This window comes from Amycolatopsis sp. NPDC033938, from assembly GCF_055575975.1.
The window spans coordinates 193,652-219,034 of record NZ_JBVIRO010000002.1 but is presented as its reverse complement, the minus strand read 5'-3'; the positions used below and the strand labels follow the sequence as shown (position 1 = coordinate 219,034).

At 69.4% G+C, this 25,383-nt stretch carries 30 protein-coding genes; 9 read left to right on the top strand and 21 right to left on the bottom strand.

Features of this window, described 5'->3' with window-relative positions; translation table 11 throughout:
- Positions 1–102: 102 nt before the first annotated feature.
- From rdgB to ACZ5ZX_RS07715, 5 genes are read right to left on the bottom strand one after another with little or no spacing between them, the layout of a single operon-like run.
- Positions 103–708 (bottom strand): RdgB/HAM1 family non-canonical purine NTP pyrophosphatase, encoded by a 606-nt coding sequence (gene rdgB / locus ACZ5ZX_RS07735; protein ID WP_465501217.1) that lies wholly within the window; start codon positions 706–708, stop codon positions 103–105.
- On the bottom strand, positions 705–1,481 hold the full coding sequence (rph, locus tag ACZ5ZX_RS07730) for a ribonuclease PH (RefSeq protein WP_044852815.1): 777 nt from the start codon (positions 1,479–1,481) through the stop codon (positions 705–707). The genes rdgB and rph overlap by 4 nt, the downstream gene beginning before the upstream one ends.
- Before the next feature lie 23 nt (positions 1,482–1,504).
- Entirely contained in the window at positions 1,505–2,272 is a 768-nt protein-coding gene (locus tag ACZ5ZX_RS07725) for an MBL fold metallo-hydrolase (protein ID WP_465501216.1), read from the bottom strand.
- A gap of 30 nt (positions 2,273–2,302) precedes the next feature.
- Positions 2,303–3,109: a glutamate racemase gene (gene murI / locus ACZ5ZX_RS07720; RefSeq protein ID WP_465501215.1), complete on the bottom strand. Its 807-nt coding sequence runs from the start codon at positions 3,107–3,109 to the stop codon at positions 2,303–2,305.
- Complete coding sequence (locus ACZ5ZX_RS07715; RefSeq protein WP_465501214.1) at positions 3,106–3,780, bottom strand: rhomboid family intramembrane serine protease; 675 nt, start codon at positions 3,778–3,780, stop codon at positions 3,106–3,108. Before ACZ5ZX_RS07715 ends, murI begins: the two co-directional genes overlap by 4 nt.
- Positions 3,781–3,856: 76 nt before the next feature.
- Between ACZ5ZX_RS07715 and ACZ5ZX_RS07710 the strand changes: the two genes are divergently transcribed.
- A complete protein-coding gene (locus ACZ5ZX_RS07710; protein ID WP_465501213.1) occupies positions 3,857–4,735 on the top strand; it encodes an arylamine N-acetyltransferase family protein in 879 nt (292 codons plus the stop codon).
- Here ACZ5ZX_RS07710 and ACZ5ZX_RS07705 read toward each other — a convergent pair.
- The 7 genes from ACZ5ZX_RS07705 to clpS all read right to left on the bottom strand — a co-directional run bounded on the left by ACZ5ZX_RS07705 (position 4,690) and on the right by clpS (position 9,330).
- Positions 4,690–5,409: an aspartate/glutamate racemase family protein gene (locus ACZ5ZX_RS07705; RefSeq protein ID WP_465501212.1), complete on the bottom strand. Its 720-nt coding sequence runs from the start codon at positions 5,407–5,409 to the stop codon at positions 4,690–4,692. The genes ACZ5ZX_RS07710 and ACZ5ZX_RS07705 overlap by 46 nt on opposite strands.
- Positions 5,410–5,721: 312 nt before the next feature.
- A complete protein-coding gene (locus ACZ5ZX_RS07700) occupies positions 5,722–6,672 on the bottom strand; it encodes a PLP-dependent cysteine synthase family protein (RefSeq protein ID WP_061982233.1) in 951 nt (316 codons plus the stop codon).
- Positions 6,673–6,675: 3 nt separating this feature from the next.
- Complete coding sequence (locus ACZ5ZX_RS07695; RefSeq protein ID WP_465461368.1) at positions 6,676–6,948, bottom strand: MoaD/ThiS family protein; 273 nt, start codon at positions 6,946–6,948, stop codon at positions 6,676–6,678.
- Positions 6,949–7,018: 70 nt separating this feature from the next.
- Positions 7,019–7,426 carry a M67 family metallopeptidase gene (locus ACZ5ZX_RS07690; protein ID WP_465461369.1) on the bottom strand — a complete coding sequence of 136 codons (408 nt, stop codon included), beginning with the start codon at positions 7,424–7,426 and terminating at the stop codon, positions 7,019–7,021.
- A gap of 61 nt (positions 7,427–7,487) precedes the next feature.
- On the bottom strand, positions 7,488–8,480 hold the full coding sequence (locus ACZ5ZX_RS07685) for a P1 family peptidase (protein ID WP_465501211.1): 993 nt from the start codon (positions 8,478–8,480) through the stop codon (positions 7,488–7,490).
- Positions 8,477–9,034 carry a DUF2017 domain-containing protein gene (locus ACZ5ZX_RS07680; protein WP_037320714.1) on the bottom strand — a complete coding sequence of 186 codons (558 nt, stop codon included), beginning with the start codon at positions 9,032–9,034 and terminating at the stop codon, positions 8,477–8,479. Before ACZ5ZX_RS07680 ends, ACZ5ZX_RS07685 begins: the two co-directional genes overlap by 4 nt.
- Complete coding sequence (gene clpS / locus ACZ5ZX_RS07675; protein ID WP_063277132.1) at positions 9,031–9,330, bottom strand: ATP-dependent Clp protease adapter ClpS; 300 nt, start codon at positions 9,328–9,330, stop codon at positions 9,031–9,033. Before clpS ends, ACZ5ZX_RS07680 begins: the two co-directional genes overlap by 4 nt.
- 74 nt (positions 9,331–9,404) lie before the next feature.
- Here clpS and ACZ5ZX_RS07670 point away from each other — a divergent pair, with 74 nt between their 5' ends.
- The 3 genes from ACZ5ZX_RS07670 to ACZ5ZX_RS07660 are packed head-to-tail and all read left to right on the top strand — an operon-like array spanning position 9,405 to position 11,955.
- Entirely contained in the window at positions 9,405–10,709 is a 1,305-nt protein-coding gene (locus ACZ5ZX_RS07670; RefSeq protein WP_465501210.1) for a nicotinate phosphoribosyltransferase, read from the top strand.
- A 20-nt stretch (positions 10,710–10,729) separates the two neighbouring features.
- Positions 10,730–11,305 (top strand): nicotinamidase, encoded by a 576-nt coding sequence (locus ACZ5ZX_RS07665; RefSeq protein ID WP_465501209.1) that lies wholly within the window; start codon positions 10,730–10,732, stop codon positions 11,303–11,305.
- Positions 11,302–11,955: a bifunctional 4-hydroxy-2-oxoglutarate aldolase/2-dehydro-3-deoxy-phosphogluconate aldolase gene (locus tag ACZ5ZX_RS07660; protein ID WP_465501208.1), complete on the top strand. Its 654-nt coding sequence runs from the start codon at positions 11,302–11,304 to the stop codon at positions 11,953–11,955. The genes ACZ5ZX_RS07665 and ACZ5ZX_RS07660 overlap by 4 nt, the downstream gene beginning before the upstream one ends.
- A gap of 75 nt (positions 11,956–12,030) precedes the next feature.
- Here the strand turns inward: ACZ5ZX_RS07660 and ACZ5ZX_RS07655 are convergent, their stop codons facing one another.
- The gene (locus ACZ5ZX_RS07655; protein WP_465501207.1) at positions 12,031–12,705 is read right to left on the bottom strand and encodes a hypothetical protein; all 675 of its coding nucleotides are present in this window, start codon (positions 12,703–12,705) and stop codon (positions 12,031–12,033) included.
- A 153-nt stretch (positions 12,706–12,858) separates the two neighbouring features.
- Between ACZ5ZX_RS07655 and ACZ5ZX_RS07650 the strand changes: the two genes are divergently transcribed.
- The 3 genes from ACZ5ZX_RS07650 to ACZ5ZX_RS07640 all read left to right on the top strand — a co-directional run bounded on the left by ACZ5ZX_RS07650 (position 12,859) and on the right by ACZ5ZX_RS07640 (position 16,043).
- Positions 12,859–13,449 carry a biotin transporter BioY gene (locus ACZ5ZX_RS07650; RefSeq protein ID WP_465501206.1) on the top strand — a complete coding sequence of 197 codons (591 nt, stop codon included), beginning with the start codon at positions 12,859–12,861 and terminating at the stop codon, positions 13,447–13,449.
- A gap of 125 nt (positions 13,450–13,574) precedes the next feature.
- The gene (locus ACZ5ZX_RS07645) at positions 13,575–15,632 is read left to right on the top strand and encodes an ATP-dependent DNA helicase (protein WP_465501205.1); all 2,058 of its coding nucleotides are present in this window, start codon (positions 13,575–13,577) and stop codon (positions 15,630–15,632) included.
- 57 nt (positions 15,633–15,689) lie between these two features.
- On the top strand, positions 15,690–16,043 hold the full coding sequence (locus tag ACZ5ZX_RS07640; protein ID WP_037320738.1) for a hypothetical protein: 354 nt from the start codon (positions 15,690–15,692) through the stop codon (positions 16,041–16,043).
- Between the two features lie 355 nt (positions 16,044–16,398).
- Here ACZ5ZX_RS07640 and ACZ5ZX_RS07635 read toward each other — a convergent pair whose 3' ends face one another.
- The 4 genes from ACZ5ZX_RS07635 to ctaD form a co-directional block, all read right to left on the bottom strand.
- Entirely contained in the window at positions 16,399–16,803 is a 405-nt protein-coding gene (locus tag ACZ5ZX_RS07635; protein ID WP_465501204.1) for an OsmC family protein, read from the bottom strand.
- 29 nt (positions 16,804–16,832) lie between these two features.
- Positions 16,833–17,591, bottom strand: a complete 759-nt coding sequence (locus ACZ5ZX_RS07630) for a peptidyl-tRNA hydrolase (RefSeq protein ID WP_465501203.1) — start codon at positions 17,589–17,591, stop codon at positions 16,833–16,835.
- On the bottom strand, positions 17,588–18,817 hold the full coding sequence (gene serB / locus ACZ5ZX_RS07625; RefSeq protein WP_465501202.1) for a phosphoserine phosphatase SerB: 1,230 nt from the start codon (positions 18,815–18,817) through the stop codon (positions 17,588–17,590). Before serB ends, ACZ5ZX_RS07630 begins: the two co-directional genes overlap by 4 nt.
- A gap of 87 nt (positions 18,818–18,904) precedes the next feature.
- Positions 18,905–20,683, bottom strand: coding sequence for an aa3-type cytochrome oxidase subunit I (gene ctaD, locus ACZ5ZX_RS07620; protein ID WP_465501201.1), 1,779 nt, complete (start codon positions 20,681–20,683; stop codon positions 18,905–18,907).
- A gap of 135 nt (positions 20,684–20,818) precedes the next feature.
- Between ctaD and ACZ5ZX_RS07615 the strand changes: the two genes are divergently transcribed.
- Positions 20,819–21,658, top strand: coding sequence for a phosphotransferase enzyme family protein (locus ACZ5ZX_RS07615; RefSeq protein WP_465501200.1), 840 nt, complete (start codon positions 20,819–20,821; stop codon positions 21,656–21,658).
- On the opposite strand, the gene ACZ5ZX_RS07610 is transcribed toward ACZ5ZX_RS07615, so the two are convergent.
- Entirely contained in the window at positions 21,655–22,863 is a 1,209-nt protein-coding gene (locus tag ACZ5ZX_RS07610; RefSeq protein ID WP_465501199.1) for a glycosyltransferase, read from the bottom strand. The two genes, ACZ5ZX_RS07615 and ACZ5ZX_RS07610, sit on opposite strands and share 4 nt — an antisense overlap.
- 108 nt (positions 22,864–22,971) lie before the next feature.
- Complete coding sequence (locus ACZ5ZX_RS07605; RefSeq protein WP_465501198.1) at positions 22,972–23,718, bottom strand: alpha/beta fold hydrolase; 747 nt, start codon at positions 23,716–23,718, stop codon at positions 22,972–22,974.
- Between the two features lie 40 nt (positions 23,719–23,758).
- Here ACZ5ZX_RS07605 and ACZ5ZX_RS07600 point away from each other — a divergent pair, with 40 nt between their 5' ends.
- Positions 23,759–24,259 carry a GNAT family N-acetyltransferase gene (locus ACZ5ZX_RS07600; RefSeq protein ID WP_465501197.1) on the top strand — a complete coding sequence of 167 codons (501 nt, stop codon included), beginning with the start codon at positions 23,759–23,761 and terminating at the stop codon, positions 24,257–24,259.
- A gap of 16 nt (positions 24,260–24,275) precedes the next feature.
- On the opposite strand, the gene ACZ5ZX_RS07595 is transcribed toward ACZ5ZX_RS07600, so the two are convergent.
- Together ACZ5ZX_RS07595 and ACZ5ZX_RS07590 are read right to left on the bottom strand one after the other, a co-directional pair.
- Positions 24,276–24,563 (bottom strand): hypothetical protein, encoded by a 288-nt coding sequence (locus ACZ5ZX_RS07595; protein WP_465501196.1) that lies wholly within the window; start codon positions 24,561–24,563, stop codon positions 24,276–24,278.
- Positions 24,564–24,589: 26 nt separating this feature from the next.
- Positions 24,590–25,342, bottom strand: a complete 753-nt coding sequence (locus ACZ5ZX_RS07590) for an AraC family transcriptional regulator (protein WP_465501195.1) — start codon at positions 25,340–25,342, stop codon at positions 24,590–24,592.
- Positions 25,343–25,383: the final 41 nt, after the last annotated feature.

Below are 25,383 nucleotides of genomic sequence, written 5' to 3'. Positions count from 1 at the left end.
CCGCCATGCTGCGGGGGTACCTCCCCCGGGCTAAACCCCGCCGCAACGGGTGGTCGTTTGGGGATTTGGGGTTAACACCCCTAATCGCCACTCACGACCAACTCAGCCGGCCAGTTTCCGCAGCTCTCCGACCAGGTTCCGCAACGCCTTACCCCGGTGCGAGGCCGCGTCCTTTTCGGACGGTTCCAGCTCCGCCGAGGTCCGCGTCTCACCCTCCGGCACGAAGATCGGGTCGTAACCGAATCCGTTGGCACCACGGCGTTCCCGGATCAGCGAGCCCCGCCATTCCCCGCGCACCACGGTTTCGTCGCCGCCGGGGACGACCAGCGCCGCCGCGCAGACGAAGGCCGCACCCATCCGCTCGTCGGGAGTGTCGGACAGCTGCGCCAGCACGAGGTCCAGGTTCGCCTCGTCGTTTCCGTGCTTGCCCGACCACCGCGCCGACAGCACGCCGGGCATGCCGTTGAGCGCGTCGACGGCGATCCCCGAGTCGTCGGCGATGGCCGGGAGACCGGTCGCGGCGGCCGCGTCCCGCGCCTTCGCGAGCGCGTTGCCCTCGAAGTCGGGCGCGGTCTCGGGCGCTTCGGGGAATTCCGGGACGTCGGCGAGGCCGACGACCTCGACGCCCTCGATTCCCTCCGCCACCAGGATGCGCCGGAGCTCGCCGAGCTTCTTCGCGTTACGGGTGGCAAGGAGAAGCTTGGTCACTTCGCACCCTTCTTCTTGTCCGTACGCGGCTCGGGCAGTTCGCCGGGGTACGGCAGCGCGAGCGCCTCGGTCTGCAGGCGGGTCAGCTCCTCGCAGCCCGCGAGCGCCATGTCCAGCATCGTGTCCAAAGTGGACCGCGCGAAGGTGGCGCCCTCACCGGTGCCCTGCACCTCGATCAGCGTGCCGGCGTCCGTGGCGACGACGTTCATGTCGACCTCCGCGCGCGAGTCCTCCTCGTACGGCAGGTCGAGGCGTACGCGGCCGTCGACGACACCCACGCTGACCGCCGCGACCGAGGACGAAAGCGGCTGCGGGTCAGCGAGACGGCCCGCCGCGCCGAGCCAGGTGACGGCGTCGGCGAGCGCGACGTAGCCGCCGGTCACCGCGGCCGTGCGGGTACCGCCGTCGGCCTGGATGACGTCGCAGTCGATGACGATCGTGTTCTCCCCCAGCGCCGCCAGGTCGATGCAGGCACGCAGGGACCGGCCGATCAGCCGGGAGATCTCGTGGGTGCGGCCGCCGACGCGGCCCTTGATGGACTCGCGGTCGCTACGGGTGTTGGTCGCCGACGGCAGCATCGCGTACTCGGCGGTGACCCAGCCGAGGCCGGAACCGGCCCGCCAGCGGGGGACGCCTTCCGTGACGCTCGCGGCGCACAGCACCCGGGTGTCGCCGAACTCGATCAACACCGACCCCGCGGGCCACCGCTGGAAGCCCCGGGTGATCTTGATGTCGCGAAGCTGGTCGTCGTTCCTGCCGTCTTTTCTCGCCACGGCCGTCACTCTAGAACCCCGCGTCAGACGTCGTAGACGGCGCCCTGCTCGACCAGCTCGGCCGCGGGGAACGCGACGACCGCCTCGGCGAGGACGGCGGCCGGGTCGGTCCAGGGCGCGACGTGGGTGAGCAGCAGCCGCCCCACCCCCGCCTTGCGCCCGAGTTCCCCCGCTTCCTTACCGGACAGGTGGACGCCGGGGGGCCGGTTCGGCGAGTCGGTCCAGGACGCCTCGGAAAGCAGGACGTCGACGCCGTCGGCGAGCTCGGTCAAGGTGTCGCAGATGCCCGTGTCGCCGGTGTAGGCGAGTGTCCGGCCGCCGTGGGCGATCCGCAGGCCGAACGCCGGGGTCGGGTGGTCGACCGGGACGGCGGTGACCTCGAACGGCCCGATTCGCATGGGCTCGGTCCGCAGGGCGTGGAAGTCGTAGACGTCGGAGAGGTCGGTGGTCGCCCGCTCCTCCTCGTTCGCCGCGTAGGCGTAGGTGAGGCGCTCATGCACGTCCGACGGTCCGTACACCGGCAGACGACGCGGCCTTTCGGGATACGGCAGGGCCGGGTGGTACCGCCGCATGACGGTCAGCGCGCTGACGTCGGCGCAGTGATCGGGGTGCAGATGCGAAAGGATCAGCGCGTCCAGATCGAACGGGTCGCGCAGGGCCTGTAGCCGCGCGAGCGTCCCGTTGCCGAGTTCGAGCCCCAGGACGAACCCGTCCGCCTCGAGCAGATAGCCGGACGCGGCGGCGTTGGGCCCGGGGATGCTGCCGCAGCAGCCGAGGATCGTGAGACGCACTGTGACACCTTAAGCGCGGAATCGACTTTTTTACGCGCTGGTGGGAGCCAGCACACCCGGAGCGAAACCCATGAACCGCTGAGCGAGTCTGGTGAACGGCTCGGCGGATCCGGTGGCGACGAACTCGTGCCTCGGCGGGGTGTCGCCTTCGGCGAGGAGGTCGTTCTCGGTGAGGACACGCACGAGGTCACGCGCGGTTTCCTCGGCGCTCGACACCAGCGTGACGTCCTGGCCCATGACGATCTGCAGCACCCCGGACAACAACGGGTAGTGCGTGCAGCCCATGACCAGCGTGTCGACCTGGGCGTCCAGCAGCGGTTCGAGATAGCCCTGCGCGAGTCCGAGCACCTGACGGCCGGTGGTGATTCCGCGTTCGACGAAGTCCACGAACCGCGGGCACGCGACGCTGGTGATCTCGACGTCCTGTGCGGCGGTGAAGGCGTCGTCGTAGGCGCGGGACCGGACGGTGCCCTCGGTGCCGATCACGCCGATCCGGCCGGAGCGCGTGGCGGAGACGGCCCTTCGCGCGGCCGGGAGGACGACCTCGATCACGGGGACGTCGTAGCGCTCCCTCGCGTCGCGGAGGCAGGCCGCGGAGGCGGTGTTGCAGGCGATGACCAGCGCCTTCACCCCGCCTTCGACGATGTCGTCCAGCGCTTCCAGCGCGTACTTGCGTGCTGTCGCGATGGGAAGCGGACCGTACGGGTTGCGGGCGGTGTCGCCGACGTAGCGCAGCTGCTCACCGGGCAGCTGTTCCAGGATCGACCTGGCGACGGTGAGCCCGCCCACTCCGGAATCGAAGACGCCGATCGGGGCGTCGGCGCTCGGCTTGGTCACACGGCGAGGCTACCGGGACCGCCCGCGACCGTCTTCCGGGCTCGGGTCTTGTCCATCCTCGCCACCACCCACGCCGCGAAGACCCCGGACAGCGCGCCGAACAGGTGCCCCTGCCACGAGACGCCCGGATCACCCGGAAGCAGTCCCCAAAGCATCCCGCTCCAGATGCCCAGCAGCAGCACGGCCACCAGGATCTGGCCGACCGCCCGGTTGAAGATACCCCTGACCAGCAGGAACGCCAGCCAGCCGAAAGCGACGCCGGAGGCGCCCACGGTCACCGTGTTGTCCGGCGCGATCAGCCAGACGCCGAGGCCGGAGAGCACCCAGATGATCGCGGTCACCAGCACCCACCTGCCGATCCCCGACGCCATCGCGAGGAAGGCGAACACCAGGACCGGGACGGTGTTGGAGAACAGATGTCCCCAGCCCGCGTGCAGCAACGGCGCCCACAGCACGCCATCGAGCCCGGAGACGTCGCGGGCGAGGATGCCACCCTGGTCGAGGTCGGCGGGCAGTACGACGTCGACCAGTTCGACCAGGTAGAGCAGCACGGTGAAGGCCAGCGCCACGATCGCGGCGGCCTTCGGGTTCGGCGGCAGGACGCGTTTGGCCGGATCCGTACCGGACGACTCGTTCGCCGGGACCGGCTGGGGCAAAGTGGTCACCTCCATAGGCTACGGCCGGAACGGGCGGGGTCGCCTCGGTGAGAACCCTGATTTGTCGGTGGGGACCGCTACGGTCGGTCGTATGGGGATCTCTTCTTCCGAGCACGTCGACGTGCCCGCCTATCTCGCGCGACTCGGCCTCGATCACGAGCCGCCGAGCCTCGACGCGCTCTTCCGCCTGCACGCGGCACACGTAGAGCGCGTGCCGTACGAAGATCTCGAAGTCCAGCTCGGCCGGGTCACGTCGCTGGATCCGGCGGTCTCGTTCGGCCGGATCGTCGCCGGTCGCGGCGGCTACTGCTATCACCTCAACGGCGCGTTCTCGGCCTTGCTGAAGGCGCTCGGCTACCAGGTCACGCGCCATCCCGGCGGGGCGCACACCGCTCAGGAGGCCGCCGGGATCCACCTCAACCACCTGGCGCTGACGGTGACCGCATTACCGGAGACGCCCGAAGTCGGCTGGCTGGTCGACGTGGGGCTCGGTGACGGCATCCACGAGCCGCTCCCGCTGCGTGAAGGCGAGTACAAACAGGGGCCGCTGGTGTTCCGCATGCGGACGTCGGAGATCACGCCCGGCGGCTGGCGGTTCGACCACGATCCGCAGGGAAGTTTCGTCGGCATGGATTTCGCGCCCGAGACGGCCGTCATGCAGGACTTCGCCGAGAAACACGTCGAGCTGTCCACATCCGAGAGCTCGGGGTTCGTCCGCACGATCGTGCTGCAGCGCCGGGACGCCGAGAGCCTCGATTCGCTGCGCGCGCTGACGCTCACCCACCTGCCGGGCGGCAAGACGGTGCTGGAGTCACCGGCCGAGTGGTGGACGGCGATCGAGGACGTCTTCGGGGTGCGGCGTGGCCTGTTCACCGATGAGGAGCGGGACAGGTTGTGGCGGCAGGCCGTCGCCCAGCACGAGCGTCACCTAGCCGGAGCGGAAGGGAGCGCGGCCTTGCCCAGCGCGTAATCCACGGCCGCTTCGGCGTGCAACCTGGTGGTGGGGAAGGTGGGCACCGGGCTGTCGTCGGGACCGACGAGCAGTTCGATCTCGGTGCATCCGTAGATCACGCCCTCCGCGCCCGCGTCGACGATCCGCGCGATGACCTCGCGGTACCGCTCGCGCGACTCGTCGGTGACGACGCCGTGGACGAGTTCGTCGTAGATGATCCGGTGCACCGTCTCGCGGTCTTCTTCGTTCGGGACGAGCACGTCGAGCCCGTGCGCGGCGAGGCGTTCGCGGTAGAACGGCTGGGCCATGGTGAAGCCGGTGCCCAGGAGCCCGACGCGCTTGACGTGCTCGGCTTTGATCGCCGCGGCCGTGGTGTCGGCGAGGTGCAGGAGCGGGATGCCGAGGCCGTCGGTGAGCTGCTCGGCGACCTTGTGCATCGTGTTGGTGCAGAGCACGACGAAGTCCGCTTTGGCGGCTTCGAGGCGGCGCGCGGCGCGGTTCAGCTCGCGGCCGGCGTCGTCCCAGCGGCCTTCGGCCTGCATCGCCTCGATTTCCGCGAAGTCCACGGAGTAGAGCACGGTATGCGCGGAGTGGTATCCGCCGCGGAGTTCACGGACGCGCTCGTTGACCAGCCGGTAGTACTCGGCCGACGATTCCCAGCTCATCCCGCCCAGCAGCCCGATGACCTTCATACCCACCATCGTGCCAGCGCCGCGCTGCCGCACACCACGACTTATGCACGCCCCTCACCCGCTGGCCCCAGGGGGAGAGTGTTATGAACGGGACTTTCATTGCAAAATTTGCAATGAAAGTCCCGTTCATAACACCTTTTCCGACCTGGTTCGGGCTGGTGGGAGTTCGGGCGGCCGTGGGTCGCGCGTGGGTGAAGGGGCCTTTCCCCGCATCGCATGCGGTGAAGGGCGCTTTCACCGCATGCGATGCGGTGAAGGGCCCCTTCAGCCCCTGCCGAACTCAGAAGCCGCGACCTCACCACAAAAAGGGGCTCAGGCCCAGAGCTGCCCGTCGAGCCGTTCGGCCGCTTCGTCGAGCGAGCCGGAGTAAGCGCCCGTCGAGAGGTACTTCCACCCGGCGTCCGCGACCACGAAGGCGACGTCGGCGGGCTTGCCCGAAGCGGCGGCCTTCTCGGCGACAGCCAGCGCGGCGTGCAGCACGGCACCGGTCGAAATCCCCGCGAAGATGCCTTCGTGCTCCAGCAGCTCACGTGTCCGGCGAAGCGCGTCGTAAGCGCCGACGGAGAAGCGGCCGTTGAGCACACTCGCGTCGTAAAGCTCCGGGACGAAGCCCTCGTCGAGGTTCCGCAGGCCGTACACCAGTTCGCCGTAGCGCGGCTCGGCCGCGATGATCTGCACGTCCGGTTTCGTCTCGTGCAGGTAGCGCCCGACGCCGACCAGGGTGCCGGTGGTGCCGAGGCCGCCGACGAAATGCGTCAGCGTCGGCAGGTCTTTGAGCAGTTCGGGCCCGGTGCCGCGATAGTGCGCGTCGGCGTTCGCGGGGTTGCCGTACTGGTAGAGCATGACCCAGTCCGGGTTGGCCTCGGCCAGTTCCTTCGCCCGGCGCACGGCCTCGTTGGAGCCGCCCGCGGCCGGCGAGTAGACGATCCTCGCGCCATACGCCTGCAGCAGCTGCTTGCGTTCGGTGGAGGTGTTCTCCGGCATGACGCACACCAGGCCGTAGCCCTTGAGCTTCGCGGCCATGGCGAGCGCGATCCCGGTGTTGCCCGACGTCGGCTCCAGGATCGTGGAGCCACGCCGGAGGGTGCCTTCACGCTCGGCGGCCTCGATCATCGCCAGCGCGGGGCGATCCTTGATCGAACCGGTCGGATTGCGGTCCTCCAGTTTCGCCCACAACCGCACGTCGTGCGTTGGCGAAAGCCGGGGCAGGCCGACCAGCGGGGTGCCGCCGAGCGTGTCGAGCAGCGACTCGAAGCGAGCCATGGATCAGCCTCCGGCCACGGCGGGCAGGATGGTCAGGGTGTCGCCGTCCTTGACCTCGGCCTCAAGGCCACCGGAGAAGCGGACGTCCTCGTCGTTCACATAGACGTTGACGAAGCGGTGCAGCTTCTCTTCCTTGACCAGGCGGGCCTTGAGGCCGCCGTGGCGGGACTCGATGTCGTCGATCACCTCGAGCACGGTCTTGCCGGCCGCTTCGACGGACTTCTCGCCGCCGGTGTGCGTACGCAGGATGGTCGGGATGGACACGGTCACGGCCATGGTGTTCTACCTCCGGTGGGTTCTCTACTACGCAGACGTTCGGTCCGGCCCCGGTTATTCCGGGCCGGGTTCAGCCGATGATCTCGACGGGCTCCTCGGTGATCTCCCCGTCCACGATCCGGTAAGACCGGAACTGGTGCGAATCGGGGTCTTTGGTGGAGACGAGCACGTAGTGCGCGTCTGGTTCCGCGGCGATCGAGACATCGGTCCGCGACGGGTAGGCGTCCGTGGCGGTGTGCGAGTGGTAGATGACCACCTGGACCTCGCCGTTCGCCTCCAGTTCGCGATGCAGCCTGAGCTGGTCCATCGAGTCGAACTGGTAGAACGTCGGCGACCGGGCGGCGTTGACCATCGGGATGAATCGTTCGGGGCTGTCCGATCCTTCCGGACCGGCGATCACCCCGCACGCCTCGTCGGGATGGTCACGGCGGGCATGGGCGACGATCTCGTCGACGAGTTCACGGCGGATCCGGAGCACATCGCATATCTTAGGTGCTGGACGGAGCCGGTCCACACTCTGAGATTGCCGCCACTCGGGGTCAGGCGAGCGCTTCGGGCCAGACGTCGCGGTAGGCGCGCATCCCACCGGCGGAAGTGGCGTTCAGCACGCCGTGCACCATCGCCCGCCCGAACACCCGCGCGGCCGCCGAGCACAGCGTGTCCAGCACCGCGGCCCGCGTCGTCGCCGCGATCGGTCCCGCTCCGCCGGGCAGTTCCCGCTCGCCGGTCGCCAGCGCGAAGACCGTGTCGCCGTCGAACATCGTGTGCGCGGGCCGCACGGCCCTGGCGAGGCCGTCCTGCGCGGCCACCGCGAGCCGCCGCGCCTCCGCCTTGGACAGGGCCGCGTCGACCGCGACCACGCCGATCGTCGTGTTGAGCCCGGCCGCCTTCGCCTCGACGTCGCCGGGCCGGTCCGGCCAGCGGACGCCGAACTCGCCGTCGACCTCGTGATCCGCCGCGAACGCGCGACCGGTCGAGAGGTCGACGGCCTCACCGGCGGCGTTCACCGCGGCCACGACGCCGACCGTGAACTCCCCGACGCGCTCCGAGGCCGTCCCGATCCCACCTTTGAGTGAACCGGCCTTGGCCCCGGCGCCCGCGCCGACGGTCCCCAGCGCGACAGGACCGGCCGCGGCGGCTTCACAGGCCGCATAACCGAAGGACGCGTCCGGGCGGTTGCCCCAGTCACTGCGCGGCAGGTCGAACAGCACCGCGGCGGGCACGATCGGCACCACCTCGTGCGGCCGCGTCCCGACCGGGATCCCGAGATTCCGCTCGGCGAGCCACCGCATGACGCCGTCCGCCGCGGCCAGGCCGTACGCGCTCCCGCCGGACAGGCAGATCGCGTTGACGTGCTGGACCAGGTTCTCCGGCTCCAGCAGATTGGTCTCGCGCGTCCCGGGCGCGCCACCGCGCTGGTCGACGGCACCGACGGCGCCGCCGGGGACCAGCACGACCGTCGTCCCGGTCGCCCAGCCGTCACCGACCCGCTCGTGGTGCCCGACCAGCACCCCCGGAACGTCGGTGATCATGACGTCAGCGACTGGATGAGGGTTTCCTGCACCCAGGTCAGCCAGTGGTAGACGCCCAGATGCGGCGCGCGAGGGTCGTCTTCGGGCAGCTCGTCGGGCATGTCCTCGGTGACGTCGAGCGCGGTGCCCAGCGCGAGCCGGACGTCGTTGAGCGCGCCCAGCCAGGCGTCTGCCTGCTCGAAGGTCAGTCGCACGTTCCCGCCGTCGCGCGGCAGCGTGTCCAGCACGATCTTGGCGACGCCGACCTTCTTGTCCAGCAGATCCGGCTCGTGGATCGACCGCATCGCGGCGGCCGAGTCGATGTCCTCGCGGGTCGGGTTGTCCGGGTCCAGCTTGTGGAAGTCCGGCAACAGCCGCGAGAGGACGGGATCGTCCGGCGACTCCGTCGGGCCCGTCCGGATCCCGGTCAGCTCGGCCAGCTCGTCCTGCGGCGCCTCCTCGGCGCGCGCGGTGAGCATGTCCTCCAGCTGGCTGACCAGGCCACGAAGGACCGCGGCCTCCTGCTGCTCGAACCCGGCGACGATGGTCTCGCCTTTACGGCGCCATCCGTTCACGACGGCTGTTCCATCGTCGCCCAGAGGCCGGCCGCGTGCAGTTTCGCGACGTCGGTCTCCACCTTCTCCTTCGAACCGGAGGACACGATCGCCTTGCCCTTCTGGTGTACGTCGAGCATCAGCTTCGTGGCGTGGTCCCGGCTGTAACCGAACAGCTTCTGGAACACGTACGTCACGTACGACATGAGGTTCACCGGATCGTTCCAGACGACCGTCCGCCAGGGCTTGTCCTCAGAGACGATTTCTACTCCCTGTGGATCAACCTGCGTCTGCTCGGATGCGACAGGCGTGGACATGCACTCCATGGTGTCACGGGCCCGACCCGGTATGGGTTGGCAGGTCCGGCCGTGTGGGTGAATAGGCTGGCACCATGGGTTTCCCCGAGGCGGCCACTGGCGCCAGCACCGCGCTGCTCACCGACCACTACGAGCTGACCATGCTGGCCAGCGCGCTCTCCGACGGGACCGCGGACCGGCCGTGCGTCTTCGAGGTCTTCGCACGTCGTCTGCCCGACGGTCGCCGCTACGGCGTCGTCGCGGGCACCGGCCGGGTCCTCGACTCGATCGCGGACTTCCGGTTCACCGACGCCGAGCTGAGCCAGCTGGAGGCGACGGCCGTCGTCGACGACGCCACCCTTTCGTGGCTCGCGGACTACTCCTTCTCGGGGAACATCGACGGCTACGCCGAGGGTGAGCTCTACTTCCCCGGCTCCCCGATCCTGACCGTCACCGGTTCGTTCGGCGAGGCCGTCGTCCTGGAGACGCTGATCCTCTCGATCCTCAACCACGACAGCGCGATCGCGTCCGCGGCGGCTCGGATGTCGGGCGCCGCGCACGGCAGGCCGATCATCGAGATGGGTGGCCGACGCACGCACGAGTACGCCGCCGTCGCCGCCGCGCGGGCCGCGTACCTCGCCGGTTTCGCCACGACCTCGAACCTCGAAGCCGGTCGGCGCTACGGAATCCCGACGCGGGGCACCGTCGCGCACGCCTTCATGTTGCTGCACGACAGCGAAGAGGCCGCCTTCCGCGCCCAGGTGAGCAAGATGGGCGCCGACACCACACTCCTGGTGGACACCTACGACATCACCAAGGGGATCGAAACGGCCGTCCGGGTGGCCGGGACCGAGCTCGGCGCGATCCGCATCGACTCCGGTGACGTCGGCCCGCTGGCCCGCAAGGCCCGCGAGCAGCTGGACTCCCTCGGCGCCAAGGACACCCGCATCGTGGTGTCCGGTGACCTCGACGAACACGCCATCGCGGCACTGCGGGCGGAACCTGTCGACGCGTACGGCGTCGGCACCTCGGTCGTCACCGGTTCCGGCGCGCCGACCGCCGGGATGGTCTACAAGCTCGTCGAGGTCGACGGCAAGCCGGTGGCCAAGCGGAGCGCGCACAAAGAGTCCCGCGGCGGCCGGAAATCCGCGCTGCGACGGCACCGCGAGACCGGCACCGCCGTCGAAGAGGTCATCTGGACCGCCGCCTCGGCGGTACCGGAACGGGAACCGAACGACCACGAATTGCAGATTCCGCTGGTCCGGGACGGCCGGACGGTGGATGATCTGCCCACGCTGGACGACGCGCGCCAGCGGCTTCGGCGTGCGCTGGTGAGCCTGCCGTGGGAGGGCCTCAAGCTCTCGCACGGCGAACCGGCCATCCCGACCGTATTCGTCTAAAGAGAGTTCAGGAGCAACACATGGGGACCGCCCTGATCGTGGTCGATGTGCAGAACGACTTCTGCGAAGGCGGGTCGCTCGGCCTGCCCGGCGGCGCCGCGGCCGCCGAAGGGATTTCGAAGCTGGCCGCCGAGGGCGGTTACGCGCACGTCGTCGCCACCCGTGACTACCACATCGACCCGGGCGACCACTTCAGCGAGACGCCGGACTTCAAGGACAGCTGGCCGCGGCACTGCGTCGCGGGCACCTCCGGCGCGTCGTTCCACCCCGCGCTCGACGTGGTCCCGATCGCCGAAGTCTTCTCCAAGGGGGAGTACACCGCCGCGTACTCGGGCTTCGAGGGCAACGCGCGCGACGGCAAGACGCTCGAAGCGTGGCTGAAGGAGCACGACGTCACCGAGGTCGACGTCGTCGGCATCGCGACCGACTTCTGCGTACGCGCCACAGCGCTCGACGCGGCGAAGGCGGGCTTCACCGTCCGGGTGCTGCTGGACCTCACCGTCGGCGGTTCGCAGCCGACGGTCGACGCCGCGCTCAAGGACTTCGACGAGGCGGGCGTGAGCTACACCGGAAAGGCGCCGGTCCCCTCCGCATGATCCAGCACGACCTCCAGGACACCTTGATCGAAAACCGGCTCATCGCGATCCTGCGAGCGGCCGACGCGAGCCGCTTCGCCGACGCCGCCACGGTGCTGCACGCGGCGGGCGTCCGGGTGCTCGAAGCGGCGTTGACCACGCCGGGAGCCACGGACGCCATCGCGACCATCCGCAAGAAACTCGGCGACGACGCGCATGTCGGCGCCGGGAGCGTCCGCGAAGTGTCCGATGTGGACAGTGCGGCGGACGCGGACGCGACGTTCCTGGTCACGCCGACGGTGAACCCGCTGGTGCTGGAGCGCGCGCACGAACGTGGGCTGCCGGTGATCTGCGGCGCGCTGACCCCGACCGAGATCGACCAGGCGTGGCGCCTCGGCGCGGCCGCGGTGAAGGTGTTCCCGGTCGCCGCCGTCGGCGGGATCGCCTACCTGCGCGCGATCCGCGCGCCGATGCCGGACATCCCGCTGGTGCCGACCGGTGGGGTCCACCTCGCCGACGTCGCGAAGTACCTCGAGTCGGGTTCCATCGCCGTCGCGGCCGCGACACCGCTGCTGGGGGACGCGCTCACCTCCGGCGGATCGCTGACGGACCTCGCGGCCCGGGCGAGCGAGTTCGTCGCCGCGGCCGCGAAGTACGTCTCGCGCGCCTGACCCCTGAGGCATTTCGTCCTCTGCATGCGGTCCTTGCACACGCAAGTACCGCATGCAGAGGACGAAATGGGGGCTTCAGGGGGTCGGCTTCTTCTTGCCGTACGGGTCGCAGCGCGCGGTGCCGAGGTAGATGTCGCCCTTCGCCGGTCCGCCGCCCTGCGGGAACAGCTTGATGTGCAGCATATGCGTCACCAGGCTCCCGTCGGGCGGGGTCGGCGTGACGGTCTCGTTGACCGTGAGCGAAGCCAGTGCCGTCCCGCCCTTGCCGCCGGCGATGGTCTGCCGGTAGTTCTGCGGGATGGTCTCCGGCAGCGTGAACCCGGTGATGTCGCCGAACTCGATGTAGCCGAGGCTGCCGTCCTTGGTGGTACTGCATTTCGCCAGGAACGTGCGGACCTTGATCACCGGTCCGCCGTAGCGTTTGAGCAGGGTGGTCTCGAATCGCCGTCCGGTCGCCTCGCCGACCGCCACCGCGCCGGTGCGGCCGCAGTTCGAGCCGCCGCCGTTGAACCGGGCGAAGTCACCGATGGACCCGCCGGCGGTGCTCGCGGTCAGGGGCCCGTCGACGTCACACGGCGCCAGCTCACCGGTGACGACGTGTTCGTCGCCGATCTCCACGTCGACCGACCCGACCGACGCCGACGCCGACGCGGGTGCCGGTTCCGCCGACGCCGCCGTGCCTCCCGCCACCAGCGCCCCGGTCAGCATCGTCACCGAGAGCAGCCTTCCCGCCGTCCTGGTCTTCTTCATGACTGGCAGCTTCCAGCAAGAGCCTGACCGGCGCAGGGCCACACCACCCGGACGAGTGGACCGAGCCGGACCGTGAGGTGGCCGACATTCGGTCCGCGACTCGTCTTCTGACGTTAACCTCGGTTCACATTCGTGTACTCATAGGAGGTCTGAGTGTCTTCGCTGTCCGTGGCCGGCCACCGTCCGGTCCTCGCCGACCTCGTTCCCGGCGCCCTCGTCCGTGACGCGATCCTGGTCGCCGGTGGTGCCGCCCTCACCGGCGCGGCCGCGCAGATCGTCATCCCGGTGCCGGGCTCTCCGGTGCCGATGACCGGCCAGACGTTCGCCGCCCTCCTGGTCGGCGCGGCGCTCGGCTGGAAGCGCGGCGCGCTGTCGATGGCGCTGTACCTCGCCGTCGGTGCCGCCGGTGTCGGCTGGTTCCAGGACGGCTCCTCGGGTCTGTTCGGCGCCAGCGCGGGCTACATCGTCGGGTTCGTCTTCGCCGGTGCGCTGGTGGGCGCGCTCGCCGGCCGTGGCGGTGACCGCACGCCCCTGCGCATGGCGGGCACGATGGTGCTCGGCAATCTCGTCATCTACTCGTTCGGTGTGCCGTGGCTGATGGCCTCGACCGGCTCCGGCCTGTCGACCGCGCTGCAGCACGGCGTCGTCCCGTTCCTCATCGGTGACGCGCTGAAGATCGCCGTCGCGGCTGCCCTGCTCCCGGGCACCTGGGCGTTGGTTTCCCGCTTCCGCAAGGACGCGTGACCAGCCCTTTCGCCGCCCCAAGCGCCGCAATGAAAGGTCCTTTCCTTGCAAATTTCGCAAGGAAAGGACCTTTCATTGCACGGTGCGGACGATCTTGACGGTGGGCCCGGCTATCGTCTTGTCCCGTGCCCAATCGTGCTGATTTCCCCGGCGTCCTCGAACTCCTGACCCACGCGGTCGAGTCCGTGGGTGGTGCCGAGCGCGAGGGCCAGGTGCGGATGGCGGACGCCGTCGGCCGTGCCATCCGCACCGGTGAGCACCTGGCCGTCCAGGCGGGCACCGGTACCGGGAAGTCGTTGGCCTACCTCGTTCCCGCGATCCGGCACGCGGTCGAGAAGGAGGCGACGGTCGTGGTCTCCACGGCCACCATCGCGCTGCAGCGCCAGCTGGTCGACCGCGACCTTCCGCGGCTGGCGAAGGCGCTGAAGAAGCCCCTCGGCCGCGAACCCACCTTCGCGATCCTCAAGGGCCGTCGCAACTACCTCTGCCTTCACCGGCTCGACTCCGGGGCCCCGGACGAGCCGGAGGATCAGCAGCTGTTCGACCCGTTCGCGGTCTCCCGGCTGGGCAAGGAGGTCACGCGGCTGCGGGAATGGTCGTCCGACACCGAGACAGGCGACCGCGACGAACTGGTCCCCGGTGTCTCGGATCAGGCGTGGCGCCAGGTTTCCGTCACGGCCAAGGAATGCCTCGGCGCTTCGCGCTGCCCCATCGGCACCGACTGCTTCGCCGAACGGTCCCGTGCCGAGGCAGGCAAGGCCGACGTCGTCGTCACCAACCACGCGCTGCTGGCGATCGACGCGCTACAGGGTTACCAGGTGCTCCCCGAGCACGACCTGGTGATCATCGACGAGGCACACGACCTGGTCGACCGCGTGACGTCCGTGGCGACCGGCGAACTGACCAGCGGCATGGTGTCCGCCGCGGCCCGGCGCTGCGGGAAGCTGGTCGACGACGAGGTGGCCGATCAGTTGCTGGAGGCGAGCGACGGGCTCGCCCTGATCCTCGACGACCTCCCGTCCGGCCGGATGGATTCGCTGCCGCAGGCGCTCACCGGCGCGATCCCCGCGGTCCGCGACGCCGCGCAGCGCTGCCTCACCGCGCTCGGCAAGGACCGGAAGGAAGAGGTCGACGAGGCCACCGCGCGCAAACTGGCGCGGTCACTGCTCGAAGAGGTCCACGACACCGCGGTCCGGCTGCTGGAAGCGTTCGACGACGACAAGGCGCAGCAACGTGACGTCGTCTGGCTGACCGGGGACAGGTTCTCCACGAACCCGCGCCCGCCCGCGCTGAAGGTCGCGCCGCTCGGCGTGGCGGGTCTGCTGCGTGAACGCGTGTTCAACCAGCACACGACCGTGCTCACGTCGGCGACGCTGACCTTGGGCGGCACCTTCGACACCATGGCCAGGCAGTGGGGTCTCCCGCCCGGCGGCGCCAGGGTCGAGAAGGCCGCGGGCGCGGCGACCGACAAGGCCGCCCCGGCCGACAGCGACGACCTCGAAGGCCCGAAGTGGACCGGCCTCGACGTCGGCTCGCCGTTCGACCACAAACGCAACGGCATCCTCTACCTCGCCAAACACCTGCCGCCGCCCGGCAGGGACGGCCTGCAGCCCTCCACCATGGACGAGCTCGCGGAGCTGATCGAGGCCGCGGGCGGGCGCACGCTCGGCCTGTTCTCCTCGATGCGCGCGGCGAAACAGGCGACCGAGGAGATGCGGGAGCGGCTCGACCTGCCGATCCTCTGCCAGGGCGACGATTCCACCGGCTTGCTGGTGCAGAAGTTCTCCGAAGACGCGCGCACCTGTCTGTTCGGCACGCTGTCGCTGTGGCAGGGCGTCGACGTGCCCGGTCCGTCGCTGCAGCTCGTCGTGGTCGACCGCATTCCCTTCCCTCGTCCGGACGACCCGGTCTCGTCCGCACGGCAGCGAGCCGTGGAAGCCAGAGGCGGCAACGGTTTCCTCACCGTCGCCGCCACACACGCCGCGCTGCTGCTCGCACAGGGCACCGGACGGCTGCACCGCTCGGTCACCGACCGCGGCGTCGTGGCGATCCTGGACTCGCGGCTGGCCACGGCCCGCTACGGCGGATTCCTGCGCGCCTCGCTGCCGCCGTTCTGGCCGACCATGGATCCGAAGGTCGCCCGCGACGCGCTGCGCCGCCTCGACGCCGCCGCCCCGGCCTGAGTGGTCTGGGACACGGCCGAGTACCGTTAACGGAACGCCGAAGACAGGGAGAACCGGTTGTCCCACGAGTCGCCCAACGCACAATCCCGGACCGTCAGCGTCGATGACACCGGAGTGCGGCGTCAGCTCGCGGACGGCAGCGAGGAAGCCGTCACGTGGTCGGAGCTGTCCGCGGTGGTGGTCAGAGTGATCCCTGAAGGCCCGTGGAAAGAAGATGTCTTCTTCATGCTCGCCGGCACCGACGGGAAGGGCACCGCGATCCCCAGCGGAGACCCGGCCGCCGACGCGCTGATCGAGCGGCTGCAGACGCTGCCCGGCTTCGACAACGAGAAGTTCATCGAGGCCATGACCACCGACGCCGACGAGGCGTACGTGGTCTGGAGCGCGGAAGGCCACCCCGCCAAACACTGACCCGGTGATCGTGAGTGGTAAGTGTCGTTAGAGCGAACTCTTTCTTAGGTACCTACGCGTGGCCTGCGGACATGTACTGGGGAAGGTGTGAAGGTCGAGTTTCCTCGGCTGAGCCGAGGGAGGGGCCTTCACGCGCAGCCGTTGTGGCTGGTGGTGCTGTTGAGGCTCGTGATGGCCTTCCGGGCCGCATCCGCCGTAGGTACCTGAACACCCTTGGCCAGAACGGCACTTACCACTCACGACGACGGTCCGCCCCCATCAAGCAGCACCCATCAAGGACCCGAGCCAAGTGCTATGAAAGGTCCTTTCCTTGCAAATTTTGCAAGGAAAGGACCTTTCATAGCACTCCGGACACCTACTCGACCGGGAAGCTTTCCGTGACCGGGATGCCCTTCTTCAGCGTCCGGCTCACCGTGCACAGCCGCTCGATGGCGCGGTCCACCGCCGCCGCGAGCGCCTCCCGGTCCTCCGCGGCGAGCGAGGACACGTCGACGTCGAAAGCGACGTGGACGCCGTCGAGTTCCGGAGCGTCGTCACGCCGATCCGCGGTCACACCGACCCGGAAGGTCGAGTCCTCCCCGATCCGGCGCGTGATGAGGTTCTCGGCGGTGACGGCCGAGCAGCCCGCCGCCGCGATCTGCAGCAATTCGGCCGGGGAGAAGGCGCCCTCGGCACCTTTGCGCCCGATCCGGACTTCGGCACCTCGTTCGTTGCGGCCGACGAAGCGGTGCTCGCCGTCGCGCTGGACTTCCAAGGACACGGTTTTCCCTTCGGCTGGTGAATCCTGGCTCAGACGCGCTGAGCGATGACGGTGACCGTCCCCGGGTCCACCTCGGTGAACCCCGCGTCCCGGACCGCGACGACCCCGTCGCGCCGCCACGAACCTTCCGGGTCCTCGATCGGGCACAGCGCCTTCCAGACCGCGACCGGCGGCGTCCGCACCGAGCACCGGAATCCGGTCTCGGCCCAAGCGGCCCGTTCGGCTTCGTCCAGCAGCGAGGCCAGGATCATCGTCGCGTGCCCGACCTGGGCGGCGCCCTTGCCGACGGTCATCGAGACCTCGGGGTTCAGCAGCAACCGCGGGATCCCGTCCGGCGCGGGCCCCGGCTCGTCGGCCGGGAGTTCGCTCCCGGAGATCTGCAGCCGCGAGACCTCTTTCGGCGCGTCGACGACGCGGCCGGGCAGCAACGCCCGCGCCTCGGCGCCGTCGACCTCGATCGTGATGCCCGGCAGTTCCTGGACAGCGTGCCAATGCGCGCCCCGCGCGCGGCGGGCGACCTTGCGGATGCGGCCGTCGACCCACGCCTTGAGCGGCTCGTGCCATTCGCCTTCCGGCTCGGCGCGCTCGTCGAGACAGACCGCGATCGCGGCCGCCGCGGCGGCCTCCAGCAGAGCGGTCCGGGACGGCGGTTCGGCGCGTTCCATCCGCAGGATGACCGGCATGGCGCGGACTTCGGCTGGATCCTCGTCGGAGGTGTCCACCGTGCTTTCCGCGGGGAGACCGAGCCAGTACGCGTAGCGCGCGGCCAGCGGCTCCAGCACACTCATGGCCGGGAAAGCTCGAGACCGTCGGCCGCGTCGGCCGCCTCGATCTCGGCCCTCGTGACCCCGAGCAGGAACAGCACGGCGTCGAGGTACGGGTGCGAAAGCGCGGTGTCGGCGACCTCACGCAGCGCGGGCTTCGCGTTGAAGGCGACACCCATCCCGGCGACCGACAGCATGTCGATGTCGTTCGCCCCGTCGCCGACCGCGACGCACTGCTGCAACGAGATCTCGTACTCCTCGGCGAACCGGCGCAGCGCCGTCGCCTTGCCCGCGCGGTCGACGATCTCCCCGACCACCCGGCCGGTGAGCTTGCCGTCGACCACTTCGAGTTCGTTCGCGGCGGCGAAGTCGAGCCCGAGATCGTCCACAAGGGACTGGATGATCTTGGTGAACCCGCCGGAGACGACGCCGCAGCGGAAGCCCATCCGCTTCAGCGTGCGGATGGTCGTGCGCGCGCCGGGGGTGAGCTCGATCGACGCGGCGACCTCGTCGAGCACCGTCTCCGGAAGGCCTTCCAGCAGTGCGACCCGTCGCTCCAGCGACTCGCCGAAGTTCAGCTCGCCGCGCATCGCGGCTTCGGTGATCTCGCGAACCTGGGGTTCGACGCCGGCGTGCGCGCCGAGCATCTCGATGACCTCGCCCTGGATGAGCGTGGAGTCGACGTCGAAGACGACCAGGCGCTTGGCCCGGCGGGCGAGCCCGGCCCGCTCGACCGAGATGTCGATCCCGGCCTCGACGGCGGCGTCGGCCAGCGCGGTCCGCAAGGCCGCGTCGGCTTCCGGCGTGTCCTGGGCGAGCGAGGCGTAGAGCTCGAGCCCAGTGACCGGGTAGTCGGCGACGCTGCGGATCGAGTCGATGTTGACGTCCAGCGCGGCGAGACGGCGCGCCACGTCGGAGAACGCCCGCGCGGTCACCGGACGGCCGAGCATCAGCAGGACGTGCGTCGAATCCTTCTGGCCGATGGCGAACGGGTCGGCGCCGATGGCCGAGCCGATCTTCACCTCGACCTGCATCCCGACCGAAGCCATCGCCTGCTCGACGTATTCCTGCAGGCCTTCGGGGTCGCGGTACACCCCGGCGAGCACGCCGAGCACCAGCTGACCGCGGATGACCACCTGCTCGACGTCGAGGACGTCGACGTCATGCCGGGAGAGCACGGCGAACAGGACCGAGGACACCCCCGGCTTGTCGGGGCCGGTGGTGGTGATGAGAACTGGTGTCTGCGTCACGGGCTCAGTCTCTCTCAGCCGGGGATGAAAAAGGCGCGTGCCTTGCCCCTGTGTGAGGCAAGGCACGCGCCGATTCCGCTTATCGGGTCACTTCTCGCTGGAGTTGTCCTTGGAGTGATCGCCCGGCATGGCCGCCTCGGTGAGCACCTGGGACGGCGCGCGGTGGGTGTTGACCTTCTGCTTCCCGAAGAAGCCGATCTCACCCTCGGAGTGAATGCGCTCGACCATATGCGGGTAGTGCAATTCGAACGCCGGACGCTCGGAGCGGATCCGCGGCAGCTCGGTGAAGTTGTGCCGCGGCGGCGGGCAGGACGTCGCCCATTCGAGCGAGTTGCCGTAGCCCCACGGGTCGTCCACCGTGACGATCTCGCCGTACCGGTAGCTCTTGAAGACGTTCCAGATGAACGGCAGCGTCGAGGCACCGAGGATGTACGCGCCGATCGTGGAGATCGTGTTCAGCGTGGTGAAGCCGTCGGACTGCAGGTAGTCCGCGTACCGCCGCGGCATACCTTCGGCGCCCAGCCAGTGCTGCACCAGGAACGTGGCGTGGAAGCCGATGAACGTGGTCCAGAAGTGCCACTTGCCGAGCTTCTCGTCCATCATGCGGCCGGTGATCTTCGGGAACCAGAAGTAGATCCCGGCGAAGGTGGCGAACACGATCGTGCCGTAGAGCACGTAGTGGAAGTGCGCGACGACGAAGTAACTGTCGGACACGTGGAAGTCGATCGCCGGCGCGGCCAGCATGATGCCGGTCAGACCGCCGAAGAGGAACGTGACGATGAAGCCCATCGAGAAGATCATCGGCGTCTCGAAGGACAGCTGGCCCTTCCACATCGTGCCGATCCAGTTGAAGAACTTCACGCCGGTCGGGACCGCGATCAGGAAGGTCATGAAGGAGAAGAACGGCAGCAGCACGGCACCGGTCGCGTACATGTGGTGCGCCCACACCGCCACCGACAGCGCTGCGATCGCCAGCGTCGCCCAGACCAGGCCCTTGTACCCGAAGATCGGCTTGCGGCTGAAGACCGGGAAGATCTCCGACACGATCCCGAAGAACGGTAGGGCGACGATATAGACCTCTGGATGGCCGAAGAACCAGAACAGGTGTTGCCAGAGGATCACGCCGCCGTTCGCGGGGTCGAACACATGCGCCCCGAGATGCCGGTCCGCCAGCAGGCCCATCAGGGCCGCGGTCAGGATCGGGAACGCCAGCAGGATCAGGATGCTGGTGACCAGGATGTTCCAGGTGAAGATCGGCATCCGGTACATCGTCATACCGGGGGCGCGCAGGCAGACCACCGTGGTGATCATGTTGACGCCACCGAGGATGGTGCCGAGACCGGATACGACCAGACCGGAGATCCACAGGTCGGCGCCGACGCCGGGCGAGTGGATGGCGTCCGACAGCGGGGTGTAGGCGAACCAGCCGAAGTCGGCGGCGCCACCCGGGGTCAGGAAGCCGGAGATCACGATCAGGCCGCCGAAGAGGTACAGCCAGTACGAGAACGCGTTCAGCCGCGGGAAGGCGACGTCGGGCGAACCGATCTGCAGCGGCAGCACGAAGTTCGCGAAGCCGAAGAGGATCGGCGTCGCGTACAGCAGCAGCATGATCGTGCCGTGCATCGTGAACAGCTGGTTGTACTGCTCCTGCGAAAGGAACTGCTGCCCGGGACGCGCCAGCTCGGAGCGGATCAGCATCGCCATCGCGCCGCCCACCATGAAGAAGGCGAACGACGTGACCAGGTACATGATGCCGATTTGCTTGTGGTCCGTCGTGCGGAACAACCGCAGCAGGTACGAACCCTTAACCGACTCCCGCGCGGGATACGGGCGCGTGGCGATCGGCTTGGGGGCTACGGCCGTCACTCCTGCCTCCAACACTCAAACCTTGTGGTGGTCAATTTCCGGTCGCCGGGGCGGGTCGGGACCCACTCCGACGGCTAGTGGGGATCGTAGCCCTCACTACCGACAGTCGCGCGCACCGGCTGGCAAGATCGCGCCGTGACCGACGAACACACGCGTGCGGGAGTGGCCGCGGCGATCGCCGTCGGTGACCGGTACGGGCTCCCGACAGCCACCCCCGATGTCCTGCATTTCAAGTCGAACGTGCTGGTGAGACTGGGTCCGGTGGTGGCGCGTGTGCCGGGCACGACGCGCCTCGCCCGGCGGTCCCCCGAGGACTGGCTCGCACGCGATGTCGCGCTGTCCAGGCACCTCACGGAACGTGGTGTGCTCGTCGTCTCACCCACGGCGGATCCCCCGGCAGGGCCGCATTTCGCCAACGGCTTGCCGGTCACTCTCTGGCATTACACGCCTCATGAACCGGGGCACACCCTCTCCCCGCGAGAGGTGGCGGAGTCGCTCGCCCGGGTGCACTCCGCGCTCGCGGACTACCCCGGCGAACTGCCCGAACTCGGACCGGTCCATGACCTCCGGGCCCTGCTCGACCGGCATGGTCACACGATGGACGGCGCGGCACCCCGGCTGCGCGAAGAACTCGAACGGGTCGCGGCGGCCCTCCCGGCGGGCGAAGGCCGTCCGCTGCACGGTGACGCCCACCGGGGGAACGTGATCGCGACGGCGGCCGGGCCGTGCTGGCTCGACTTCGAGGACACCTGGTGCGGACCGCTCGGCTGGGACCTCGCCGTCCTCTACTCGGATCTCGGCGCTTCGGCGCTCTCCGCCTACCCTGCCGATGTTCCGCCTTCGTCACTCGAGCCGTTCCTCGCGTTGCGTCGGTTGTTAGAGGTCTGCTGGCGGTTCGTGATCGCCCAGCGGTTTCCCGAGCGACGCGGGGAGGCCGAGGCGGCTCTGGAGCGCTACTTCCAGCGCGTGGGCTAGACGGCCGCCAGCAGGAGTTCCGCCGCCACCTCGACCCCGTCCGTCCGCACCTCACCACCGACCTGACGCGCTCGCTCGGTCACCTCCGGTCGCAGTACCTCGGAGAGCGCGAGGGTCAGCGACTCCGCGCTCGGCTCCCCGGCGATGGAAGTCCCGACACCGAGATCGCGGACGCGCTGCGCGAAATAGGGCTGGTCGAACATCTGCGGAACGAGCACCTGCGGTACCCCGGCCCTGGTCGCCGCCGTGGTCGTGCCGGCGCCGCCGTGATGCACGACCGCCGCGACCCGAGGGAAGAGCGCCTGCTGATTGACCTCCCCGATGGCGAGGCAGTCGGGTTCGTCGTCGATCAGCGACAGTTCGGTCCAGCCGCGGAACACGATCGCCCGCCGTCCGTGCGCCCTCGCCGCGCCGATCATCGCCTTCGCGATCTCTTCCGGCGCGCGGATGCTCCCGAATCCGAAGTAGACCGGCGGTTCCCCGTCGTCGAGGAACGCCGCCAGTTCCGGGGACAACGGGCTGTGGTCCGGCAGGATCCAGGCACCGGTCTGGTGCACGTCCAGCGCCGACGGTCCCCGCCATGGCGCCAGTACCGGATCGGCCGCCAGCCACGGCTCCTCGGTGAAGACATGCCCGCGGACGTCGTCGACCGGCGGCAGGCCCAGCAGTTTCCGCCGCGGGTTGAGCACGCCGCCCCATCGCTCGTTCCACCGTTCCGCGTCTTCGGCCCACAAGACGGGAACGGCGGCGTCGGGATTCTTCGGTGCCCATCCCGGGAAAACGGGCGGACGATGGTGCAGCGAAGGCAGCGTCATCGGGCAATAAGCGGCGAAGAAATAAGGAATCCCTTTCCATTCGGCCACCGAATGGGTGGCGATGTTCAAGGCCATTCCCGCGACGACGGCATCACAGCCCTCGGCCGCCTCCGGCATGGTCTCGAACTGGTTCACGACCATGGCCTCCGCCATCGCGCGCCGCCCCTCGGGGGAAGCCATCGCCTTGGTCATCGCGGAATCCGGTTTCGCGGTCGATCGCAGCTCTGGTCCGAGCGGCGCGAAGGAGATCCCGAGTCCTTCGGCCCATTCACGGAAATCCGGTGGCGCGCAGAGCCGGACGTCCTGGCCGAGTTCCCGCAATCGCGTCGCCAGCGCCACCAGCGGTTGCACCTCGCCCCTTGTCCCGATGGTGGACAGGAGTACACGCATGGGAATCCCCCTTCGGAAAATGTGAAGAGAGGAATTGTGGACCGGGAATGGGGGCTTGCCGCAAGCCCCCGTGTCCGCTATACCTTTGAAGGGGCGAGGGAAACGCTTTTACGCGGGGTACCAGCCCAAGATCGCTTCGACGACTCCGGCCGGATCCTCCAGCGGCGTCAGATGTCCGGCCTCCGGCAAGACGACCAGTGTCGCGTCCGGCAGCGTCTCCACCAGGGTGTTCGCCGCGTCCAGCGGGGTCAGGCCGTCCTCCTCGCCGACCACGACCAGCGCGGGCACGTCCGCCGAGCGCAGTGTTTCGGCCGAATCCGGCCGCGCCGCCATCGCACGGGCCGCCCACGCGATCCCGGACGGCGGCTGCGCGGTGATCAGGTCACCAAGCCGCTCCGCGACTTCCGGCCGGTCGGCGCGGGTCTTCTCGGCGAGCAGTCCTGGCGTGACCGTTCCGGGCAGCCAGCCGGTACCTTCCGCCTCGACCCGGGCCGCGAGGTCGTGCCGGGCCTGCGCGGCCTCGGGAGTGTCGGCCGTCGCCTTCGTGTCGATGAACACGAGCCCGCCGACGCGTTCCGGCGCGGCACGCAGCACCGCCATCGTCAGGTAGCCGCCCATCGAACAGCCGCCAAGGACGACCTTGTCGAGTCCGAGCCGATCGAGCAGGGCCACGACGTCGCGGGCCGCGTCCTCCAGGTTCGGTTCCCGGCCGGTCTCCGGCAGCGGGCTGCGGCCGAGTCCGCGCTGGTCGGGGGTGATCAGCCGGAGGCGCGCCGAGAGCGGCGCGCGCACCGCGTCCCACATGCGGGCGTCGACCGGGAAGGCGTGCAGCAGTACCAGCGGGAGATCCGTCATGACGATAATTCTGTCGCACCCCGGCGCTACCGTCAGAGGTGTGCTGACAGAGATCAAAACGGAGAGGCTGCTGTTGCGGCGGCTGCGCGAGGCGGATCGCGAGAACATCGTCGCGCTGCAGGCCGATCCGGAGACGAACAAATTCAACGTCGTGCCGCATACCGTCGAGGGCGCGCGGGAACTGTACGACGCCTGGATGAAGCAATGGGACGAGCACGGGTTCGGCTATCTCGCGGTGTCCGCTTTGGCCGATCCGGAGGTGATCGTCGGCTTCGGCGGGGTCCGGTATCACGAATGGAACGGCGAGCGCGTGCTGAACCTCGCGTACCGCTTCTGGCCGTTCGCCTGGGGCAACGGCTACGCGACGGAGATGGCGGCGGCCGTCGTCGAATGGGCGGAACGGGAGATCCCGGAGGTGCCGGTGATCGCCAACATCATGGTGGCCAACGAACCGTCGATCCGGGTCGCCGAGCGGCTCGGGTTCAAGATCCACACGGAGGAGGAATTCGAGGGTGCGCCGTCACTGCACCTGCGGCGCTGATCACCGACTGCGCTGATCACCAACGGCCGGGGCGGCGCCTGGCCCGCGCGTCCCAGCAGGGCTTGTGCCAATGGCGGCGGTCGGCGACCCCGCCGGTGTCGTCGGCGGGCCAGACGACCAGATGCGGGATCCCCGGCCGGATCTCGTGGTCGCAGCCGGGGCAGCGGTAGTCCTTGGTGGCTTGCGCGCCGGGCACGGTCCGGACGAGCCACTCCCCGTCCTTGGCCGACTCGGAGCGCGCCCAGCCGGTCGACGCGCCGAGTTCTGGGCGTCCACCGCGATCGGGCCGGTTACGTCGAGGCACGCCGAAACGGTATATGGAGTCCCGGCTCAGCCGCCGAAGTAGGCGCCCGGCGTCACACCGACAGCCCGGCGGAAGGCGACGACGAACGCGCTCGGCGAGGAGTAGCCGATCCGGCGGGAGACCGCGGTCAGCGGCATGCCCTCGGCCAGCAGCGGCAGCGAGGCGCGGAGCCTGGCCTGCACCCGCCACGCCCCGAACGTCGTCCGGCACTCGGTGAGGAACAGCCGCGCGAGTGTGCGCTCGCTCGCGCCCGCGTCGCGGGCGAGATCCGTCAGGCCACGCCGGTCGGCCGGATCGGCGATCACCGCCCGCGCGACGGCCAGCGCGCGCTCGTCGGACGGCATCGGCACGCTGATCGGCACGACGTCCACCGATTCGAGCAGGTCGAAAGCGACGGCTTCGGCCCGGCGGCGCGCGTCGTCGCCGAGGTCGGCCGAGCCGAGGTGTTCCAGCAGCTCCCGTAGCAGCGGCCGGACGGCGACGAGGGTCGGCGACGGCCAGCGCACCGGGCACCGCTCCGGCGCGGCGTAGATCCCTCGCAGCACCGTGCGGGCGGTGGCGCCGGTGCGGTGACGGACCCCGGCCGGGATCCACAACGCCCTGGTCGGGGGCAGCACCCAGTACTGCTCGCCGACGTTCACGCTGAGGATGCCCCGTGCCGCCCAGGCGAGCTGGTGGCCGTCGTGCTCGTGCCACGGGAGCCAGGTGCCGGCGGGCAGGTCCATCTCGCCGAGCACCATCGCCGTCGGCATCGGCGGCAGGAGTCCGATTCTCGACATCGGTTGGCAGCCTATCGCCTACCGGTCACGGCTAGCTTCGG